The organism is Telluria sp. ZT3P26 (genome assembly GCF_059686035.1).
In genome coordinates, this window is the sequence record NZ_JCASII010000004.1 from 43331 (window position 1) to 63253 (window position 19923).

Annotated in this window: 16 protein-coding genes; 12 read left to right on the forward strand and 4 right to left on the reverse strand. The window is 64.7% G+C overall.

All coding sequences use genetic code 11. The annotated features are described in order from the left end of the window. Position 1: 1 nt before the first annotated feature. The gene (argS, locus tag AC56LN_RS13900; RefSeq protein WP_499572549.1) at positions 2 to 1714 is read right to left on the reverse strand and encodes an arginine--tRNA ligase; all 1713 of its coding nucleotides are present in this window, start codon (positions 1712 to 1714) and stop codon (positions 2 to 4) included. A gap of 209 nt (positions 1715 to 1923) precedes the next feature. On the opposite strand from argS, the gene rsmB reads away from it, so the two are divergent. From rsmB to AC56LN_RS13940, 8 genes are all read left to right on the forward strand, one after another. Next, on the forward strand, positions 1924 to 3522 hold the full coding sequence (gene rsmB, locus AC56LN_RS13905; RefSeq protein WP_499572552.1) for a 16S rRNA (cytosine(967)-C(5))-methyltransferase RsmB: 1599 nt from the start codon (positions 1924 to 1926) through the stop codon (positions 3520 to 3522). Between the two features lie 43 nt (positions 3523 to 3565). Further along, a complete protein-coding gene (locus tag AC56LN_RS13910) occupies positions 3566 to 4141 on the forward strand; it encodes a DUF4390 domain-containing protein (protein ID WP_499572553.1) in 576 nt (191 codons plus the stop codon). A 4-nt stretch (positions 4142 to 4145) separates the two neighbouring features. Continuing rightward, on the forward strand, positions 4146 to 6446 hold the full coding sequence (locus tag AC56LN_RS13915) for a sensor histidine kinase (RefSeq protein WP_499573290.1): 2301 nt from the start codon (positions 4146 to 4148) through the stop codon (positions 6444 to 6446). Positions 6447 to 6642: 196 nt separating this feature from the next. Next, on the forward strand, positions 6643 to 7413 hold the full coding sequence (locus AC56LN_RS13920; protein ID WP_499572555.1) for a response regulator: 771 nt from the start codon (positions 6643 to 6645) through the stop codon (positions 7411 to 7413). Next, positions 7413 to 7856: a GTPase gene (locus tag AC56LN_RS13925; RefSeq protein ID WP_499572557.1), complete on the forward strand. Its 444-nt coding sequence runs from the start codon at positions 7413 to 7415 to the stop codon at positions 7854 to 7856. The genes AC56LN_RS13920 and AC56LN_RS13925 overlap by 1 nt, the downstream gene beginning before the upstream one ends. Positions 7857 to 7978: 122 nt before the next feature. Beyond that, positions 7979 to 8236 (forward strand): BTH_I0359 family protein, encoded by a 258-nt coding sequence (locus AC56LN_RS13930; RefSeq protein WP_343024945.1) that lies wholly within the window; start codon positions 7979 to 7981, stop codon positions 8234 to 8236. A gap of 80 nt (positions 8237 to 8316) precedes the next feature. After that, a complete protein-coding gene (locus AC56LN_RS13935; RefSeq protein ID WP_499572559.1) occupies positions 8317 to 9105 on the forward strand; it encodes a class II glutamine amidotransferase in 789 nt (262 codons plus the stop codon). A 97-nt stretch (positions 9106 to 9202) separates the two neighbouring features. Further along, complete coding sequence (locus AC56LN_RS13940; RefSeq protein ID WP_499572561.1) at positions 9203 to 10480, forward strand: EAL and HDOD domain-containing protein; 1278 nt, start codon at positions 9203 to 9205, stop codon at positions 10478 to 10480. A gap of 253 nt (positions 10481 to 10733) precedes the next feature. On the opposite strand, the gene metH is transcribed toward AC56LN_RS13940, so the two are convergent. Then, positions 10734 to 14504, reverse strand: coding sequence for a methionine synthase (gene metH / locus AC56LN_RS13945; protein ID WP_499572562.1), 3771 nt, complete (start codon positions 14502 to 14504; stop codon positions 10734 to 10736). A gap of 235 nt (positions 14505 to 14739) precedes the next feature. Here metH and AC56LN_RS13950 point away from each other — a divergent pair, with 235 nt between their 5' ends. Further along, a complete protein-coding gene (locus tag AC56LN_RS13950; RefSeq protein WP_499572564.1) occupies positions 14740 to 14970 on the forward strand; it encodes a BrnA antitoxin family protein in 231 nt (76 codons plus the stop codon). A 96-nt stretch (positions 14971 to 15066) separates the two neighbouring features. Here AC56LN_RS13950 and fmt read toward each other — a convergent pair whose 3' ends face one another. Both fmt and def read right to left on the reverse strand, forming a co-directional pair. Continuing rightward, on the reverse strand, positions 15067 to 16014 hold the full coding sequence (gene fmt / locus AC56LN_RS13955) for a methionyl-tRNA formyltransferase (protein ID WP_499572566.1): 948 nt from the start codon (positions 16012 to 16014) through the stop codon (positions 15067 to 15069). Continuing rightward, complete coding sequence (gene def / locus AC56LN_RS13960; RefSeq protein ID WP_482897318.1) at positions 16014 to 16553, reverse strand: peptide deformylase; 540 nt, start codon at positions 16551 to 16553, stop codon at positions 16014 to 16016. The genes fmt and def overlap by 1 nt, the downstream gene beginning before the upstream one ends. Before the next feature lie 279 nt (positions 16554 to 16832). Between def and AC56LN_RS13965 the strand changes: the two genes are divergently transcribed. The 3 genes from AC56LN_RS13965 (at position 16833) to AC56LN_RS13975 (ending at position 19776) form a co-directional block, all read left to right on the forward strand. Beyond that, positions 16833 to 17954 carry a LysM peptidoglycan-binding domain-containing protein gene (locus AC56LN_RS13965; RefSeq protein WP_499572568.1) on the forward strand — a complete coding sequence of 374 codons (1122 nt, stop codon included), beginning with the start codon at positions 16833 to 16835 and terminating at the stop codon, positions 17952 to 17954. Positions 17955 to 17961: 7 nt separating this feature from the next. Next, positions 17962 to 19104, forward strand: coding sequence for a DNA-processing protein DprA (dprA, locus tag AC56LN_RS13970; protein ID WP_499572570.1), 1143 nt, complete (start codon positions 17962 to 17964; stop codon positions 19102 to 19104). Between the two features lie 213 nt (positions 19105 to 19317). After that, positions 19318 to 19776 carry a Smg family protein gene (locus AC56LN_RS13975; protein ID WP_183556726.1) on the forward strand — a complete coding sequence of 153 codons (459 nt, stop codon included), beginning with the start codon at positions 19318 to 19320 and terminating at the stop codon, positions 19774 to 19776. Positions 19777 to 19923 lie beyond the last annotated feature (147 nt).

Here is a 19923-nt window from a genome sequence, read left to right on the forward strand (position 1 = left end):
GTTACATTTTGTCCGGCGCCGACACGCCGATCAGTGCGAGGCCGTTGCGCAGCACCTGGCGCGTGGCGGCGGCCAGCGCGAGACGGGCCAGCTTGAGCGGCTCGTCGTCGTCCAGCAGCCACTTGTGCGCGAAGTAGTAGCTGTGCAGGTCGCCGGCCAGTTCGCGCAGGTAGAACGCGACCTGGTGCGGGCCCAGTTCGGCCAGCGCGCGCTCGAGCACTTCAGGGTACGACGCCAGCTTGGCCAGCAGTTCGAATTCCTTCGGCGACGTGAGCGGCGACAAATCGACGCTGGCCAGCGAAGCGACATCGCCGCCCCAGTTGGCCAGCGCCGAGCAGATGCGCGCGTGGGCGTACTGGACGTAGTACACCGGGTTCTCGTCGCTCGTTTCGAGCGCGACGTTCACGTCGAACACGAACTCGGTGTCGGCCTTGCGCGAGATGAGGAAGAAGCGCACCGCATCGCGGCCACGCGTGACGTCGCCCGCGCCCGACCAGTCGATCAGGTCGCGCACGGTGACGTATGAGCCGGCGCGCTTGGAAATCTTGACCTCTTCGCCGTCCTTCATGACGGTGACCATCTTGTGCAGCACGTAGTCGGGATAGCCTTGCGGGATCCCGATGTCGACCGCCTGCAGGCCGGCGCGCACGCGCGCGATCGTGCCGTGGTGGTCACTGCCCTGGATATTGATCGCCTGGTCGAAGCCGCGGCGGAATTTCTGGATGTGGTACGCGACGTCCGGCACGAAGTACGTGTAGGTACCGTCGGACTTGCGCATCACGCGGTCCTTGTCGTCGCCGTAGTCGGTGGTCTTGAGCCACAGCGCGCCGCCGTCCTCGTAGGTCTTGCCCGAGTCGACCAGCGTCTTGACGGCGGTGTCGACCTTGCCGTCGGCGTACAGCGACGATTCAAGGTAGTAGTTGTCGAACTTGACGCCGAAGGCCTGCAGATCCTGATCCTGCTCGTTGCGCAGGTAAGTCACGGCGAAGCGGCGGATCGATTCGAGGTCGTCCACATCACCGCTGGCGGTGGCCGGCTCGCCATCGCTGGCCGACACAGTCTTCTTGGCCAGGAAATCAGCGGCGATTTCGGCGATGTAGTCGCCGTTGTAGGCCGACTCGGGCCACCCGGCATCGCCCGGTTTCAAGCCGCGCGCACGTGCCTGCACCGAGTTGGCCAGCGTGGCAATCTGCACGCCCGCATCGTTGTAATAGAACTCGCGCGTGACGTCATGGCCCTGCGACAGGAACAGCGACGCCATCGCGTCGCCCAGCGCGGCCTGGCGGCCGTGACCGACGTGCAGCGGGCCGGTCGGGTTGGCCGAGACGAATTCGATGATCACGTGGTGGCCGGCGCCGCTGGTGCTGCTACCGAATGCCGCGCCCTGTTCGAGCACGCTGCGCGCGACCGATTGCTTGGCGCTGGCGGCCACGCGCAGGTTGATGAAGCCGGGGCCGGCGATGTCGGCCGCGTCGATCAGGCCTGCTGCGCCAGGTTCGGCCAGCAGTGCGGCGACCAGGCGCGTGGCCAGTTCGCGCGGGTTGGTTTTCAGTGGCTTGGCCAGCTGCATCGCGATATTGCAGGCGATGTCGCCATGCGACGGATCGCGCGGCCGTTCGAGCACCACGTTCGGGGTGAGATCGGTACCGGCAACGATCGGCGCGAGGGCGGCCTGGAACAGGGCAACGATTTGTTGTTTTTGTTGGGCGAGCATGGGAATGGTCGAAAATGTAATGAGGCGGCGCCTGGAGGTCAGGCAAACAGTGCACATTATACTAGCTTGAAGGATCGCTTTGGCGGGCTGCGGCGCCAGCGGCCAGCGTAGCACCCATCATCAGGATAACCACAGCGGCCACTATATTAAGCGTCGTCAAAGGCATAACCGTTACAATGGGAGCCCATTTTCGCAACAATTTATTCGCCATGACTGACAAGCGTCCAACGCTCTCCCTGAAACCCAAGGCCAAGCCGGCATCCGACCGCCGCGGCGCCGGCGCAGCAGGCCGCAAGCCGGCCCAGGCCGGCGAACGCGCGCAACCACGCGCACAGGGACACGGGCAGGGGCAGGGCAGTCAGGCACCGCAGGGCGAACGCGCACCGGCCCAGCCGGCAGCGGCGTCCGGCTATCAGTTGAAGCATCACGTCGTGCGCGCGCCGCGCGAAGAGCCGCGCCTGCGTGCCAGTCATGAAGTGAAGGTGGCGCCGCAGCGCGACTACAAGCCCGACCTGAAATCCGACTCGCTGGCGCTGGCGCTGCTGGGCGCGGCCAGCGCCGTCGCCCGCGTGCAGGGCGGCATGGCGCTGCCGCAGGCTCTGTCGATCGTGTTCGGCGCCTACGACGTCACGCCGCAAACGCGCGGCGCGATCCAGGACATCGCCTACCGCACCATGCGCCAGCTGGGCCGCAGTGAAACGCTGCTGGGCCTGATGACGAGCAAGGCGCCCGAGCCGCCGATGCTGGGCGCGCTGCTGTGCGCGGCGCTGTCGCTGCTCGATCCGCCCGATGGCACACCGGCGCCGTACGAAGCATTTACCGTGGTCGACCAGGCCGTCACCGGCGCGGCGGCGCACCCCGATTTCGCGCACGCCAAGGCGATGGTCAATGCGGTGCTGCGCCGCTTCCTGCGCGAGCGTGAATCGCTCGTCGAAGAAGCGCTGCGCACGCCGCTGGCGCGCTGGAATTATCCGCAGTGGTGGATCGACACCGCGCGCGCCGCCTACCCGCGCGACTGGGAAGCGGTGCTTGCGGCCGGCAACGCGCATCCGCCACTGACGCTGCGCGTGAACCGCCGCCGGCAGGATGTCGCCGCCTACCTGCAGTCGCTGACTGACGCGGGCCTGGACGCCGAGCAGGTCGGGCCGTACGCGGTGCGCCTGGCGCAGGCGATCAATGTGAGCCAGATTCCCGGCTTTGCCGAGGGCGTGGTGTCGGTGCAGGATGCCGGCGCCCAGCTGGCTGCGCCGCTGCTCGACCTGCAGGACGGCATGCGCGTGCTCGACGCGTGCGCGGCGCCCGGCGGCAAGAGCGGCCATATCCTCGAGGTGGCGGATGTGGACCTCACGGCCGTCGATACCGATGCGCTGCGCCTCGGCCGCGTGGGTGACAACCTCGGCCGACTTGGCCTGGCGGCACAACTCGTGACGGCCGATGCCGGCGCGACCGACTGGTGGGATGGCCGTCAATACGACCGCATCCTGGCCGACGTGCCGTGCACGGCGTCGGGCATCGTGCGGCGTCACCCGGATATCCGCTGGTTGCGCCGCAAGTCGGATACATCCCAACTTGCAACACTTTCAGCCAAAATACTCGACAACCTTTGGCAGATGCTACTGCCGAATGGTAAATTGCTATTCGTGACATGTTCGCTCTGGCCCCAGGAATCGGAGGCGCAGGCGGCTGCCTTCGCGGCCCGCCACGACGCGGTCCGCCTCGATGCGCCGGGCCAACTGCTGCCCGTCGGTGGCGCCGGACAGGATCATGACGGTTTGTTCTACGCCCTGTTCCAGAAGAAAGCGGCGTGAAGTTCTTTTCACTACGCGCATTATTTAAGGCCCCGGCTCCCCCGTGACGTTACGATTTTTCCGCCTTCTCGCCTGTCAGTTTCTGCTGGCGATCGCGTGCGTTGCCATGGGCACGCCGGCGCAGGCGGCCGACGATATCGAGATCACCCGCGCAACCATCGAAGCGAGCGACGATGGCTACCGCCTCAACACGGCCTACAACTTCGAACTGAATCACGGCCTGAAGGACGCGATCCAGCACGGGGTCCAGCTGCACTTCACCACCGAGATCGAACTCACGCGCCCGCGCTGGTACTGGCGCGACGAGAAGGCCGTCTCGCAAAAACGCACCATCCGCATTTCGTACGACGTGCTCACGCGCCAGTATTACGTGGTCGTGGTGGGCTCGTTCCAGGAACGCTTCCAGACCTTCGAGGACGCGATGTTCATGATCCGGCGCCCGACGCGCTGGCTGATCGCACCCAAGGGCACGCTCAAGCCCGGCGAAGTGTATGAAGTCTCGCTGCGCATGTACATGGACCGCGAGTACCTGCAAAAGCCGTTGCAGGTCAATGCCTTCAACGACTCGGACTGGCGCCTGACTTCCAGCCGAAAGACCTTCACCTACCGTGCGGAGTGAAGTGATCAGCGGCGGGGTGCGCTATGCGCTGATCGTCGGCGGCGCGATCGTCTCGATCCTGCTGTTCCTGCTGGCCGGCGCGTCCGACAACTCCGGCTTCTTCGGCCGTTACTACAGCGCCTTGCTGGGCCTGACCGCCGCGATGGCGTTCCTGCTGCTGATCGTTGTCGTCGTCGCGCTGGGGCGCCTGTATTCACGCTACAAGGCCGGCAAGTTCGGCTCGCGCCTGATGGCCCGGCTGGTGCTGCTGTTTGCCGGGATCGGCATCCTGCCGGGCCTCGTGATCTTCATCGTGTCGGTGCAGTTCGTCTCGCACTCCATTGATTCGTGGTTCGACGTCAAGATCGAATCGGCCATCGAGTCCGGCCTGAACCTGGGCCGCGCCGCGCTCGACGAATCGCTGTCCGAACTGGGCGCCACCGCGCAGACGGCCGCCGCCACGCTGGCAGGGCAGAACGACATGACCGCGCAACCGGTGCTGGCGCGGCTGCTGGCTGACACCAGCGGCCTGCAAAGCGCGATGCTGGTCGACGCCAACGGCGCCGTGCTGTCGGCCGCTACCGAAGACCGCGGCGCCAACCTGGCTGCCGACGCGCCCAATGAACGCATGCTGCGCAGCGCCGGGATGCCGGGCGGGTATGCCCAGGCCGAGGGCGGTGTCGGTCCTGCCGACGCGGGCGACGAGGCCGCAGACGGCGCCTCGAATGCACTCGATGCGGTCACCGGCCTGCGCCTGCGCGTCGTGATGGCCGTGCCCGAACCGCCCGGCGTGCAGCAGCGCTACCTGCAGCTGCTGCAGGCGGTGCCGGTCGGCCTGGCCTCGAACGCCGAGGTGCTGCGTTCGGCCTCCACCGAATACCGGCTGCGCCTCGAGGCGCGCACCGGCCTGCGCAAGATGTACATCGTGACGCTGACCCTGACGCTGCTGCTGGCGATCTTCGGGGCGATCGGCAGCGCCTTCCTCATCGCCGGCAACCTCGCGCAGCCACTGCTGGTGCTGGCCGAAGGCACGCAGGCGGTGGCCGAGGGCGACCTGTCGCCGCGCCCCATTGTCGAGACCAACGATGAACTGGGCACGCTGACCCGATCCTTCAACGCAATGACGGGCCAGCTGTTCGAGGCCCGAAGCGCCGTGGAGCGCAACCGCGCCGCGCTGCAAAGCGCCAAGGCTCACCTGGAATCGGTGCTGGCGAACATGTCGGCCGGCGTGATCGTGCTCGATGCCGAAGGCGTGGTGGTCAATTCGAACGACGCTGCGTACCGCATCCTGCAGGTCGAACCGGGCGCGATGGCCGGGCCGTTGAACCGCATCGCCGGCCTCGAACATTTCTCGAACACAGTCGCGCGCTCGTTCTCGGCGCAAAGCGCACACGTGGCGGCCGAGCGGCGCAAGCGCGCGCACTGGCAGCAGCAGATCGAGATTCCGCGCGACGCCCAGCGCAAGAGCGGCGCCGCCGACGAACAGGAGCACGACATCGTGCTGCTGGCGCGCGGCTCGCGCCTGCCGGTGGGCGCCGACAGCGGCTTCATCGTCGTGTTCGACGATATCTCGGACGTGATCACCGCGCAGCGCTCGGTGGCCTGGGGCGAGGTGGCGCGCCGCCTGGCGCACGAGATCAAGAACCCGCTCACGCCGATCCAGCTGGCGGCCGAACGCATGCAGATGAAGCTGGCCGAACACCTGCCGCAAGCGCAGGCCGACCTGCTCCAGCGCGGCACGACCACGATCGTCAATCAGGTCGATGCGATGAAGCGCATGGTCGACGACTTCCGCGACTATGCACGCACGCCGCCGGCGATGCTCGACCAGCTCGACCTGAATGGCCTGATCGCCGAGATCCTGAGCCTGTACCTGGCTGATGACGGCAGCGACATCATCCACGCCAACCTTGCGCCGGACCTGCCGCGCGTGATGGGCGACGCGACCCAGTTGCGCCAGGTGATCCACAACCTGGTGCAGAATGCGCAGGATGCGCTGGTCGAGCGGGGACCAGATGCGCCGGCGCCGCGCGTGGACATCACGACCGAGGCGATCCAGTATACCGGCACCGGTGGCTTTGCCGGCACCGCGGTGCGCCTGGCGATCGTCGACAACGGGCCCGGTTTCGCGCCCCGCATCCTGGCGCGCGCGTTCGAACCGTACGTGACGACCAAGGCGCGCGGCACGGGCCTTGGCCTCCCGATGGTCAAGAAAATCATCGACGAACACGGTGGCCGCATCGATGTCGGGAACCGCAGCGATGGAACTGGCGCAGCAGTGTCGATTTTACTGTTAAAGTTAGCTCCCGAAGCAAGCTTGGCTTAAGGACAACTGAACAAGCGGCTGCGTGTTGTCCTGCCAATCGCACCGCCCGGCAGTACACTGCGCCGTGTTTGTCAGTACAGTGCGTATTTCCGGCCGATCGTGGCTCCGCTCGTAATGGTTTTTCGAACTCCCCTTCGGTGCAAAAAACTTATAAAATTGCACACACGTCGGGTAGAAGATCAGGAAGGTAGAAGAGATGGCGAACATACTGGTAGTTGACGATGAAATGGGGATCCGGGAGCTGTTGTCCGAGATTCTCGGTGACGAAGGTCATGCCATCACCCTGGCCGAGAACGCGCAGCAGGCGCGCGAGGCGCGCGCGGCCGGCGCCCCGGATCTCGTGCTGCTCGATATCTGGATGCCCGATACCGATGGCGTCACGCTGCTCAAGGAATGGCAGCGCGACGGCCTGTTGACCATGCCGGTCATCATGATGTCGGGTCACGCGACCATCGACACCGCAGTCGAAGCAACGCGCATCGGCGCGCTGAACTTCCTCGAGAAACCGATCGCGCTGCAAAAGCTGCTCAAGGCCGTGCAGCAGGGTCTGAGCCGCGCGCAGGAAGTCGCGCGTGCGCCGATGGCGCCGCCGCGTCCGATCGCGCCAAGCGTGCCGAGCATGGGCCTTGACGGTGGCAGCGCTGCATCGGCGTCGGCCTCGCCATCGGCGCCGATGTTCGCCTCGGCCAATGCACAGCCAGGCGCAGGCGCGGCCCTTGGCAATGGCGCACGCCTCGTGCATGCGATGTCGCAGGGCGAGGGCACCGGCTACACGCTGTCGTTCGACCTGCCGCTGCGCGAAGCACGCGACGCGTTCGAGCGCATGTACTTCGAACACCACCTGGGCCGCGAAGGCGGCAGCATGACGCGCGTGGCCGAAAAGACGGGCCTGGAGCGCACCCACTTGTACCGCAAGCTCAAGCAGCTCGGCGTCGAGCCGGGCAAGCTGGCCAAGAAAGGGGGCTGATGGCCCGCGCGGCCACCAGTCTCGTTACCGGTTCGACGGCGGCGGCGCGCGAAGGGACCATTGCGGCGCTGCTGGCCGCGCCCTTCGATGCAGCCTCTGCATCGTCTGCATCGTCTGCGTCCGTCAGTGGCCCGGCATCGCCGGCCAGCCGCCTGCCGGCGCCCGCCATCCCGTTCGACGCCGTCATCCTCGAAGGCCTCGGCGTGGCCGCCACCCCGCTCGAATCCCATCCTGGCCTGCAGGTCATGCGCATCGCCCCGGGCTGCCTGTGCTGCGACGGGAATCTGGTTTTGCGTGTAACATTGAATCGTCTGCTGCGCCAACGCCCTCGGCGCCTGTTCATCGGTCTGGCGAGCAGCGAACACCTTGATCAGTTGCGATCGTGGCTTGCAGCACCGCCATACGATCAGCTGTTGGCCCTGGAACCCGTCGTGCACGCCTGAGCTTTACGGGCGCGTTCACTTGAAATCCAGCTGGCCAGCCCCACCTCTTTATCGAAGTGAACAGCCTGCCATTTGCCGCCATCCGGCAGGTTGGCACCAACTTTCTGATCGAAGGAGTCAACATGAACATGATCTACAACAGTGAACAGTACAGCGTCGTCGAATTCGGTGTCGATCGTGAACTCGAGGCACTGCGCTTTGGTGGCTTCGAGATCGTCGACAAGACCGGCCGGCGCGAAGCGTTCATCGGCGGCCGGCTCGCGCAATCGTTCCGACGCGATGTCAACAACCTGATCGCCAGCGAACCGACGATGGAAGAAATCGACGAATTCCTGGGCGAGTACGACACGCTCATGAGCCAACCGGTGGTGCTGCATTAAGCCGCTGGCGAAGTACCTGCCGCGCCATCTCCTGCCAGGGTGATGGCGCTCTCGTTTCAGTAGTCTACCAAGCTGTACCCATGTGCCAGTTACTTGGAATGAACTGCAATGTCCCCACTGACATTGTCTTTTCTTTTACCGGCTTCGCCCATCGCGGCGGCCGTACCGATACCCACCATGATGGCTGGGGGATCGCGTTCTTCGAAGGTACCGGCGTACGCCACTTCGTCGATCACCAGGCAGCGATTGCCTCGCCGATCGCCGAGCTGATCAAGCGTTACCCGATCAAGTCCACCAACGTCATTGCCCATATCCGCAAGGCCACCGTCGGCCAGGTGGCGCTGGAAAACTGCCATCCGTTCGTGCGCGAATTGTGGGGCCGCTACTGGGTGTTTGCCCATAACGGCGACCTCAAGGCATTCGCGCCTGTCCTCGATGGTGCATTCCGGCCCGTCGGCACGACCGACAGCGAGCTGGCCTTCTGCTTCCTGCTGCAAAGCCTGCGCCGCGAATTCGGCGACACGGCGCCCACGCGCGCGGCGCTGGCCGGGGCGCTCGAGCGCATCATTCCCGGTATCGCCGCCCATGGCACCTTCAACATGATGCTGTCCGACGGCACGGCGCTGTACACGCATTGCTCTACCAAGCTGTGCTACGTCGTGCGCAAGCACCCGTTCGTGACGGCCTGCCTGTCGGACGAAGACCTGTCGGTCGACTTTTCGCAGGTGACGACGCCCGATGACCGGGTCGCCATCATCGTGACTGAACCGCTGACGACGAACGAAGCATGGACCCATTTCGTGCCGGGCGAGCTGAAGGTGTTCGTCGAAGGTCTGCCGCAGGAAGTGGCGACACTGTCAGCAAGTTGATCGTTCCCCAACATTCTCACAAAAAATTTATTTTAGGAAACCCAACTGTCATTGGGATGCGGTAAAGTAGATTAGTTGCCGCGATATTGAGAATGACATGACCGATACAGCCCGCCTCGACGAGGCATCCCAGCCACTGCGCATGCGCAATTTCTTCCTGGCGCGCCAGCCGGTGCTGGACCGTAACCAGGCATTGTTTGGTTACGAATTGCTGTTCCGGGGCAGTGCCCAGGGGCCGGCCGAGTTCGAGTCCGGCCTGTCGGCCAGCGCCAGCGTCATCCACCATGCATCCCAGCTCGGCCTGCCGCGTGCGATTGGCGATGCCACCGCGTTCATCAATGTCGACAAAGAGGCGCTGATGAGCGACATGTTCGCGTTCATGCCGCGCGAGCGCACGGTGCTGGACATCGTCAGCTCGGTCGAACCCGATGTCGACGTCATCAACCGCATGACGCACCTGGCATCGCACGGTTTTCGCTTTGCTGCCGAAGCATCGGCCCATGGCGCGGCGCTGTCGCGTTTGCTGCCCGTGATCGACTTCGTCAAGATGGACCTGCGCGCGCTGCCGCTCGTGACGATGCTGTCGCTCGCGCCGCGCCTGCGCACCACCGGCAAGCGGCTGGTGGCCGAGAAGGTCGAGAACCTCACCGAATACCGGACCTGCCTGGACGTCGGCTTCGACTATTTCCAGGGCTATTACTTTGCCAAACCATCGGTGATCGCGGGGCGCAAGCTGTCGCCATCGCAGACGACGGTGCTCGACCTGATGAACCTGATCATGTCGGATGCCGACAATGCCGAGATCGAGCAGGTGGTCAAACGCGAAGTGACGATCGGCCTGAACCTGCTGCGCCTGGTGAACACGCCAGCCGTCGGCGCAGGGCGGCGCATCGAATCGATCAGCCAGGCCCTGACCTTGCTGGGCCGGCGCCAGTTGCAGCGCTGGCTGCAGATCCTGCTGTTTGCCGAACCCGACGTGCGCGGCCACAGCCAGAGTCCGCTCCTGATGCTGGCCACAACCCGCGCGCGCCTGATGGAGCTGCTGGCCCAGCGCATGCGCCCGGCGCAGCGCAACGTTGCCGACATCGCGTTCACGGTCGGCATGATGTCGCTGATGGACACGCTGTTCTGCATCCCGATGCGTGACATCGTCGAACAGATCCCCGTGATCGACGAAGTGCGCGCCGCGCTCCTGAACCGCACGGGCTTCTTTGGCGAACTGCTCAAGCTGGCCGAATCGATCGAACGCATGGACGACCAGCAGGACGATATGCTCGCCGGCCTGAAGTCACTGGCCTTTGACGGCGACGACCTGGCCGAGCTCGAAGTGGCTGCATTCGAATGGAGCGACAAGGTCGTACGCTACGCGATCTGACGCCACCAGCAGCATCACCCAATCGGGCCGCCAGGAAACTGCCGGCCCGTTTCACATTCCCAGCCAGAAAAGCAATTACCCAACAATGAGGGTCAGAGTCGAATTGTTTGACAACTTTTCCAATCCGCAAGGCCGCAAATGGCCGAGACCGCTATTGACGAGAGCAATTGCTCAATAATTCGACTCTGACCCTAATTAAAATTAGTGATCTCAGGAAAAATTACTAATTAATTCTACTCTGACCCTATTTGGGTCAGGAGAGGTTGGGGGCCAGGTGGCGTTCGACTTCCTGTTTGTCCATGTTGCGGCGGGTGGCCATGTCGTCGACCTGGTCGTTGGCGATTTTGCCGACGACGAAGTATTTTGAGTCGGGGTGGGCCAGGTAGAAGCCGGAGACGGCGGCGCCGGGGTACATGGCGTAGGACTCTGTCAGTTGCATGCCGATTTCTTCGGCTTGCAGCGTGGCGAACATGTCGGCTTTGACTGTGTGCTCGGGGCAGGCCGGGTAGCCGGGGGCGGGGCGGATGCCCAGGTATTTTTCGGCGATCAGCGCTTCGTTGCTCAGGTCTTCGCCGACGGCGTAACCCCACAGGTCGGTACGCACGCGTTCGTGCAGGTATTCGGCGAACGCTTCGGCCAGGCGGTCGGCTAGCGACTTGAGCATGATCGACGAGTAGTCGTCGTGCGCGGCTTCAAAGCGCTGCTCGTGCTTTTCGATGCCCAGGCCCGCTGTCACGGCGAACATGCCGATGTAGTCGGCAACGCCGCTGTCCTTCGGCGCGATGAAGTCGGCGATGCACTGGTTCGGGCGCTGCTCGCCGTTCACCATGGGTTTCACGCCCTGCTGGCGCAGGCCGTACCAGGTCAATGCCACCTGCGAGCGTGATTCGTCCGTGTAGATTTCGATGTCGTCGTCATGCACCGTGTTCGCTGGCAGCAGCGCGATGACACCGTTGGCCGACAGCCAGCGGCCTTCGATGATCCGCTTGAGCATTGCCTGGCCTTCGGCAAACACCTTGCTCGCGGCGTCGCCCACCACCGGGTCGGTGAGGATGGCGGGGAAGGGACCGGCCAGGTCCCAGGTCTGGAAGAACGGGCCCCAGTCGATGTAGCGCGCGATCATGCCCAGGTCAACATTCTTGAAGATACGGCGGCCAATGAACTTCGGCTTCACCGGCGCGAATGCGAGGCGCGCCTTGTTGGCGCGTGCCTGCTCGAGCGTGAGCATCGGCAGCGCCTTCTTGCTGGCGTGCTGGATGCGGATGCGTTCGTAGTCCTGCGCCAGTTCGATGATGTAGGCGTCGCGCGTGTCGTCCGTGACCAGCGACTGGCCGACCGATACCGAACGCGATGCATCCGGCACGTACACCACCGGGCCGTCGTAGAACGGCGCGATCTTGACGGCCGTGTGCGCGCGGCTGGTGGTTGCGCCACCGATCAACAGTGGCATCTTGCGGTCGCGGAAGTAAGGATCGCGCTGCATCTCGCGCGCCACGTGCGCCATCTCTTCCAACGATGGCGTGATCAGGCCCGACAGGCCTACCATGTCGGCGTTTTCTTCTTTCGCACGCGCGAGGATGTCGGCGCACGGCACCATCACGCCCATGTTGACGATCTCGAAGTTATTGCATTGCATGACCACCGAGACGATGTTCTTGCCGATATCGTGCACGTCGCCCTTGACGGTGGCGATCACCATCTTGCCCTTCGGCTTGGAGACGATGCCGGTGCGCGCTTCTTCGAGTGCCTTTTCTTCTTCGATGAATGGCACCAGGTGCGCCACGGCCTGCTTCATCACGCGCGCCGATTTCACCACCTGCGGCAGGAACATCTTGCCCTGGCCGAACAGGTCGCCGACGATGTTCATGCCGTCCATCAGCGGGCCTTCGATCACGTGGATCGGGCGGCCGTTCGCGGCCAGCACCTGCTGGCGCATTTCTTCGGTGTCTTCGACGATCCACTGCGTGATGCCATGCACCAGCGCATGCGCCAGGCGCTGTTCGACCGCGGCTTCACGCCATTCGAGGTTCTGTTCCTGCTTGTTGCCGCCGGCTTTCAGGGTGCCGGCGATCTCGATCATGCGTTCGGTGGCGTCCTTGCGGCGATTGAGCACGACGTCCTCGACGCGCTCGCGCAGTTCGGGCGCCAGGTTGTCGTAGACGCCGACCATGCCGGCGTTGACGATGCCCATCGTCAGGCCCGCCTTGATCGCGTGGTACAGGAACACGGTGTGGATCGCTTCACGCGCCGGATCGTTGCCGCGGAAGCTGAACGACACGTTCGACACGCCGCCCGAGATCTTCGCGTACGGCAGATTGTCGCGGATCCACTGGCACGCTTCGATGAAGTCGTTCGCGTAGTTGTCGTGTTCTTCGATGCCGGTGGCGATCGCGAAAATGTTCGGATCGAAGATGATGTCTTCGGGCGGGAAGCCCACCTGCTCGGTCAGCACCTTGTAGGCGCGGCCGCAGATATCGGTCTTGCGCGCGAACGTGTCGGCCTGGCCCTGTTCGTCGAACGCCATCACGATCACGGCCGCGCCGTAGCGGCGGCACAGGACCGCCTGGCGAATGAATTCTTCTTCGCCTTCCTTCATCGAGATCGAGTTGACGATCGCCTTGCCCTGCACGCACTTCAGGCCCGCCTCGATCACCGACCACTTGGACGAGTCGATCATCACCGGCACGCGCGAGATATCGGGTTCCGATGCGATCAGGTTCAAGAAGCGCGTCATGGCCGCCTGCGAGTCGAGCATCGCTTCGTCCATATTGATGTCGATGACCTGGGCGCCGTTCTCGACCTGCTGGCGCGCGACCGACAGCGCCTCGTCGAACTGCTCGTTGAGGATCATGCGCGCGAACGCCTTTGAACCCGTCACGTTGGTGCGCTCGCCGACGTTGACGAACAGCGACGACTCGTCGATCGTGAACGGCTCCAGGCCCGACAGGCGCATCGCCACCGGGATCTCGGGAATCACGCGCGGCGCGTGCTGCTCCAGGATGGTTGCGATCGCGTTGATGTGTTCGGGCGTCGTGCCGCAGCAGCCACCGGCGATATTGATGAAGCCCGCATCGGCAAATTCGCGCAGCAGCGCGGACGTGTCCTCGGGCAGTTCGTCGAAGCCCGTGTCGCTCATCGGGTTGGGCAGGCCGGCATTCGGGTAGATGCAGACGAAGGTATCGGCGATGTTCGACAGTTCTTGCGCGTACGGGCGCATCAGGGCGGCACCCAGCGCGCAATTGAGGCCGATGGTCAGCGGCTTGGCATGGCGCACCGAATTCCAGAAGGCCGGCACGGTCTGGCCCGACAGGATGCGGCCCGACGCATCGGTCACGGTACCCGAGATCATCAGCGGCAGGCGCGGCACGTCTGGGTGTTCGTTGAAGTACAGGTCGATCGCAAACAGCGCCGCCTTGCAGTTCAGGGTATCGAAGATCGTCTCGACCAGCAGCACGTCGGCGCCGCCGTCGACCAGGCCGCGCACCTGCTCGTGGTACGACGCGACCAGCTGGTCGAACGTCACGTTGCGCGCCGCCGGGTCGTTTACGTCAGGCGAAATCGAGGCGGTCTTGGGCGTCGGGCCCAGCGCGCCGGCGACGAAGCGCGGCTTCTCTGGCGTCGAGTACTTGGCGCAGGCAGCGCGCGCCAGTTTGGCGGCCTGCACGTTCATCTCGTAGGCCAGGTGCGCCATGTGGTAGTCGTCCTGCGCCACGCCGGTCGCGCCGAACGTGTTCGTCTCGAGCAGGTCGGCGCCGGCGGCCAGGTAACGTTCGTGGATTTCCTGGATGATCTGCGGCTGCGTCAGCGTCAGCAGCTCGTTATTGCCCTTGACGAACAGCTCGCGTGCGCCGCTGCCTTCGGGCGCGGCGAAGGTCGCAAACCGCTCGCCGCGGTATGCCGCTTCATCGAGCTTGTACTGCTGGATGATCGTGCCCATCGCGCCATCCAGGATCATGATACGGCGCGCGAGGATGTCACGCAGCTGGGTTTCGATCGGCGAGATGGCGTTGGCGCGGGCGTTCATGGTGAGGTCTTTCGAGGAGGCGGCTTGACAGATGGAGCCTGTTGGGCGGTCTGAGATTATACGCCAAGCCGTTGATATCGCTGAAAGTCGGGCCTGTGTATGTATCCTTTTGTATGTAACACGGAATGTGTTACATGGCGTTACAATTCACACCTTTGCAGCAATCTTTACGTTACATGGTGGGACGACAATCAAGTCAAGCCACCGCGAGTGGCGTGAATAGATGGGATAACGCATGAACAAAGAATATCGACCGGACTGGGATCAGCCGATGGACCGCAACCCGGAGCCAGCAACATCGTCGAGGCCGCAAGTCGCCAGCAATGGTGTGAAACAGATCGTCACGATCCGATTGGATGTGGATATGCTTGAATGGTTCAAGGCCGCCGGTCCTGGCTATCAGACCCGCATCAACCAGGTTCTGCGTGAACACATGGACGCCGAGCGTGATGCGCAGGCCGACTAGGTGATTGCAAGGCGCCGGCGCGGTGCCTGTTTCACGGCGTGAAGACAAAAACGGCAGCCCGCGGGCTGCCTTGTTGTTTCCGAAGCACGCGCCTGGTCAGTTGAACGTCAAGCCCGCCAGCGCAAAACCCTTCAGGAATTCGGCCGCCGCAAGGCGCTTGCCGCCGGGTTTTTGCAGCTCGGTCAGGCGCAGCGCGCCCGCGCCGCACGCCACCACGATTCCGCCCGCATCCGCCTGCAGCACCTGGCCCGGCGCGCCGTTGCCCTCGACTGCCACGGCATGCCAGATCTTCACTGCCACGCCATCGACCACGCCATTCGCACCGGGGAACGGATTGAACGCGCGGATCTTGCGTGCCAGGACGCCCGCCGGCAGCGCGAAATCGAGCTTCGCTTCTTCTTTCGTGATCTTGGCCGCGTAGGTCACGCCGACATCCGGCTGCGGTGTGGCCACCAGCTGGCCGGCCGCCATCTTGTGCAGCGCCTCGACGATCATGCGCGCGCCCAATGCCGCCACCTTGTCATGCAGCGTGCCGGTGGTGTCGGTGTCCTCGATCGGCAAGCCCTCCATCAGCAGCATCGGGCCGGTGTCGAGGCCTTCTTCCATTTCCATGATGGTCACGCCGGCATCCACGTCGCCCGCCTCGATCGCGCGGTGGATCGGCGCGGCGCCGCGCCAGCGCGGCAGCAGCGAGCCGTGAATATTGATGCAGGGGCGGATGTCGAGCGTGCTGCGCGGCAGGATCAGGCCATAGGCCGCCACCACCATCACGTCATAGTCCAGCGCCAGCAGCTGCGCATGGGCCGCGCGTGCCTGTTCGGCGCGCTCGGGATCCTTGCTGTCGGTGCGCAGCGACAGCGGTTGCGCCACCGGCATGCCATGCGCCAGCGCGTATTGCTTGACGCTGGAAGCCTGCAACTGCATCCCGCGCCCGGCCGGGCGGTCGGGCTGGGTCAGCACCAGGGGGACGGTGAAGCCGGCTTCGTGGATCGCACGCAGGGCGACGGCGGCAAACTCCGGCGTGCCGGCAAAGACGACCTTCATCAACGGCGCGCGCTGCGCTGCGCTGCTTCACGCGCCAGGCCGCGCTCTTCCTTCTGCAGCTTGGCCTTGATGCGGTTGCGTTTCAGCGGCGACAGGTATTCGACAAACACCTTGCCCTTGAGGTGATCCATCTCGTGCTGGATGCAGACAGCCAGCAGGCCATCGGCGTCGACCGTGAACTCCTTGCCGTCGAGGTCGAAGGCGCGCACCTTCACGCGCGACGGGCGCTCGACGCCGTCGTAGACGCCCGGCACCGACAGGCAGCCTTCGTCGTACACGGCGCGCTCTTCGCTCGACCAGGTGATTTCAGGATTGATGAAGACCATCAGGTCGTCCTGCGCTTCGGTCACGTCGATCGTGACGACCTGCTCGTGCACGTCGACCTGGCTCGCGGCCAGGCCGACGCCGGGCGCGTCATACATGGTGTCGGCCATGTCGGCCACCAGGGTGCGCAGGCGCTCGGTGCCGAATTCGGTCACGGGCGTGGCAATCTTGTGCAGACGTGGGTCGGGATAGCGAAGGATGTCGAGTAGGGCCATGATCAGTTCGGATTTCGAGAGGTGGGTGCGGTTGACGGGGCTGGAGCGCGGGCAATTTCAGACAGCAAATGCGCCACACGCCCCGCAGGACAAACGCCGGTTTGTCTTGCTAGTTCAGGCAATTGTGTGCAGAATTTGATTCTATACAGCAACCCTTCCGTGGGCGGGGAGCGGTACGTCGTGATGCTTCTGGCGCCGCGGCCGGGCGCAATAGTCGCGCGGCCTGCAATCGTATTCGGATTTACGCTGTCTTAACGCCGGACTTAACGGACGTCTTCAATGAAAAATTTTAGCACAGTCATGGCCCATGCTGCAGCGGTGGCCTTGCTGGCCTGCGCCGCCAGCGGCGCCGCCGTGGCCCAGACGAATGCTGACACCCCGTCGGCGGCCTGCGCATTCCGCCCCGACGCCCCCGACAGGCACGTCGTCGTCAAGCGCGACACCCTCTGGGACATTTCCGGCAAGTTCCTGCGCAACCCATGGTGCTGGCCCCAGGTCTGGGGCATGAACCGTGATGAAATCCGCAACCCGCACTGGATCTATCCGGGCCAGGTGATCTGGTTCGACCGCGCGCGCGGCCGCCTGTCGTTCGAGCGCCCGGGCGAGGGCGGCGATGGCCGTGGCCAGCCGCCCCTGACGCGCCTGTCGCCGCAGGTGCGCAGCGAAGGCACGGGCCAGGGCGCGGTGCCGTCGATTCCCGCCGGCGCCATCGAACCGTACCTGACCCAGCCGCTGGTGGTCGAAGCCGACGAGCTGGCCGGCGCGCCGCGCATCGTCGCCTCGCAGGAAGGCCGCTTCTATCTCGGCATGGGCGACCGCGTGTATGTCCATGGCGCGCTCACGAGCGACACGGTGTACCAGGTGTTCCGGCCCGGCACCGTGCTGCGCGATCCGCAGACCGGCAAGGTGATGGCGCATGAAGCGGCCTTCCTGGGTAGCGTCAAGCTCGTCACCCCGGCCGGCCCGGGCGTCGACGCGCACACCTTCCAGGTCGTCGACACCGTGCGCGAAATGGGTGTGGGCGACCTGCTGGTGCCGCAGCCGCCCACGCCGGTGCGCAATTACGTGCCGCATGCGCCGCTGCAACCGGTCGATGCGCGCGTGATGTCCATTTACGCCGGCGTGACTTATGCCGGCCAGAGCCAGGTCGTGACTGTCAACCGGGGCGCGGTTGACGGACTCGATGTCGGCGCCGTGCTGCAGCTCTATCATGTCGGGAAGACTGTGGCCGACCCGGCGAGCCGGGGTTTCCTCGGCATGGGGCGTGCCCAGTTGAAAATGCCTGACGAGCAAAACGGCAGCCTGTTCATCTTCCGCGTGTTCAAGAACGTCTCGTACGGCTTGATCATGACGGTGACAGCACCGGTGCAAGTCGGCGACGTGGTCAAATCACCGGAGTAACCCCGCCGTGCAGGCCACGGACCCCCGCCCAATCCACCATGAGCATGCCACCCGCATCACCGACTGGCTGCGCCTGGAACAGGCTGACGGGGTAGGGTGCCGCAGCGTGCACGCGCTGCTGTCCGTGTTCGGCACACCCGGCGCCATCCTGCGCGCCGGTCCGGCAGCGCTGGGCGCGCATGTCACGGGCGCCCAGGCGCGCGCCCTCTGCGCGCCCGTCACGCCCGTGCTGGCGGCCCTCATCGAGGCCACGCTGGCCTGGCTGGCCGCACCTGGCCACCATCTCGTCACCTTCCACGATCCGCGCTATCCGCCGGCGCTGGCGCAGATTCCCGATCCGCCGCTGCTGTTGTATGTCAGCGGCCGCCCCAAGCTGCTGGCGCAGCCGCTGGTTGCGGTCGTGGGCAGCCGCAATGCCAGCGTGCAGGGCCGGGTGGATGCCGAATCGTTTGCTGCCGCGCTGGCCGGTGCCGGGCTGTGCGTGGTGTCGGGGCTGGCGCTGGGGATCGACACGGCAGCGCATGAGGGCGCACTGCGCGGGGGCGGCTCGACGATCGCCGTCGTCGGCACGGGCCTGGATCGCGTCTACCCGGCGCGCAACCGCGCGCTCGCGCACCGCATTGCCGAACAGGGCTGCATCGTCAGCGAATATGCGCTGGGCACGCCGCCGCTGGCCGCCAACTTCCCGCGTCGCAACCGCATCATCAGCGGCCTGGCGGCCGGGGTGCTGGTGATCGAGGCGGCGGCGCAGTCCGGCTCGCTGATCACGGCGCAGATGGCGGCCGAGCAGGGCCGCGACGTGTTCGCGTTGCCTGGCTCCATTCATTCGGCGCTGACCAAGGGCTGTCATCGCCTGATCCGCGAGGGCGCGCAACTGGTCGAAACGGTGGACGAGGTGTTGACCGCCATGCGCGTGTCGCCGCTGGTACGGTTGCAACAAGCGGCTGATGCTGCGGGTGAGGCTGCCCCTGCCGCGCACGACGATGCCATCCTGCTGGACGCCCTGGGTCACGAACCGGTCGCGCTCGACGAGCTGCTGGCCCGTCTGGCGCTCGATCCCGGGGCCCTCGGCGCGCGCCTGCTCGACCTCGAACTGGCCGGCTTCGTGACCCGGTTACCGGGCGGCCGGGTGCAGCGCATCTGGCGCTGACAGCACTGCGGCAGGGTGCGTTTATGACCGGCGATGACACGCCGCCCATGCTTCCTGCCCCGCATTATGCGAATGGTATGTGCTTGTTTTTAATCATTATTAATAAGCTGGCTTATTGAACAAGGCTTGGATACAACGGTTTTTCCGTGGTGCGGCGTGGCGGGCGCGCTCCACTTGTGCCTCACGAAGTTTAGCTGCTACAGTAGCGTCACTATGTTCGACATCCTGGTCTATCTCTACGAGACGTACTACCGTCCCGACGCCTGCCCCGAGCCGGCAGCCCTGGCGCGCAAGCTCTCCGCCGTTGGTTTCGATGACATCGAAATCACGGAGGCGCTCGACTGGCTCGGCGGGTTGACCGACGCGCCGCTGCCCGAAACCATCGATGCTTCCACCGGCACGCGTTACTACGTCGACGAAGAATATATCGAGCTCGGCAGCGCAGCGATCGGCTTCATTGCCTTCCTCGAAAGCGCCAAGGTGCTGGGCCCGATCCAGCGCGAAATCGTCATCGAGCGTGCACTCGCCTGCGACGAATCGCCCATTGCATTGAGCAAACTCAAGATCATCGTGTTGATGGTGCTGTGGAGTCAGGGCAAGGAACCGGATGCGTTGATGTTCGACGATCTGTTCAGCGATGACGACGAGCAGGAGCCGCGTTTATTGCATTGAAGCTAATGCAATAATGGTAACAACGGAACGGGGCTGCGCGCCCCGTTTTGTATTTCCGGCCTGCCTGCCTTGATGCACCAGCATGGGGCGGCCCCTTGCCGGAAGCGCGGGAACCCGCTTATCATGGGCCGCTTCCTTCAGGACGTT

Bases quoted from the DNA above. Each gene is read 5' to 3' on its own strand.
- AC56LN_RS13975 (WP_183556726.1), top strand. From the start codon at position 19,318: ATGTTCGACATCCTGGTCTATCTCTACGAGACGTACTACCGTCCCGAC.
- AC56LN_RS13940 (WP_499572561.1), top strand. From the start codon at position 9,203: ATGACCGATACAGCCCGCCTCGACGAGGCATCCCAGCCACTGCGCATG.
- def (WP_482897318.1), bottom strand. From the start codon at position 16,553: ATGGCCCTACTCGACATCCTTCGCTATCCCGACCCACGTCTGCACAAG.
- AC56LN_RS13920 (WP_499572555.1), top strand. From the start codon at position 6,643: ATGGCGAACATACTGGTAGTTGACGATGAAATGGGGATCCGGGAGCTG.
- AC56LN_RS13935 (WP_499572559.1), top strand. From the start codon at position 8,317: ATGTGCCAGTTACTTGGAATGAACTGCAATGTCCCCACTGACATTGTC.
- metH (WP_499572562.1), bottom strand. From the start codon at position 14,504: ATGAACGCCCGCGCCAACGCCATCTCGCCGATCGAAACCCAGCTGCGT.
- AC56LN_RS13965 (WP_499572568.1), top strand. From the start codon at position 16,833: ATGAAAAATTTTAGCACAGTCATGGCCCATGCTGCAGCGGTGGCCTTG.
- AC56LN_RS13925 (WP_499572557.1), top strand. From the start codon at position 7,413: ATGGCCCGCGCGGCCACCAGTCTCGTTACCGGTTCGACGGCGGCGGCG.
- fmt (WP_499572566.1), bottom strand. From the start codon at position 16,014: ATGAAGGTCGTCTTTGCCGGCACGCCGGAGTTTGCCGCCGTCGCCCTG.
- AC56LN_RS13950 (WP_499572564.1), top strand. From the start codon at position 14,740: ATGAACAAAGAATATCGACCGGACTGGGATCAGCCGATGGACCGCAAC.
- AC56LN_RS13930 (WP_343024945.1), top strand. From the start codon at position 7,979: ATGAACATGATCTACAACAGTGAACAGTACAGCGTCGTCGAATTCGGT.
- argS (WP_499572549.1), bottom strand. From the start codon at position 1,714: ATGCTCGCCCAACAAAAACAACAAATCGTTGCCCTGTTCCAGGCCGCC.
- rsmB (WP_499572552.1), top strand. From the start codon at position 1,924: ATGACTGACAAGCGTCCAACGCTCTCCCTGAAACCCAAGGCCAAGCCG.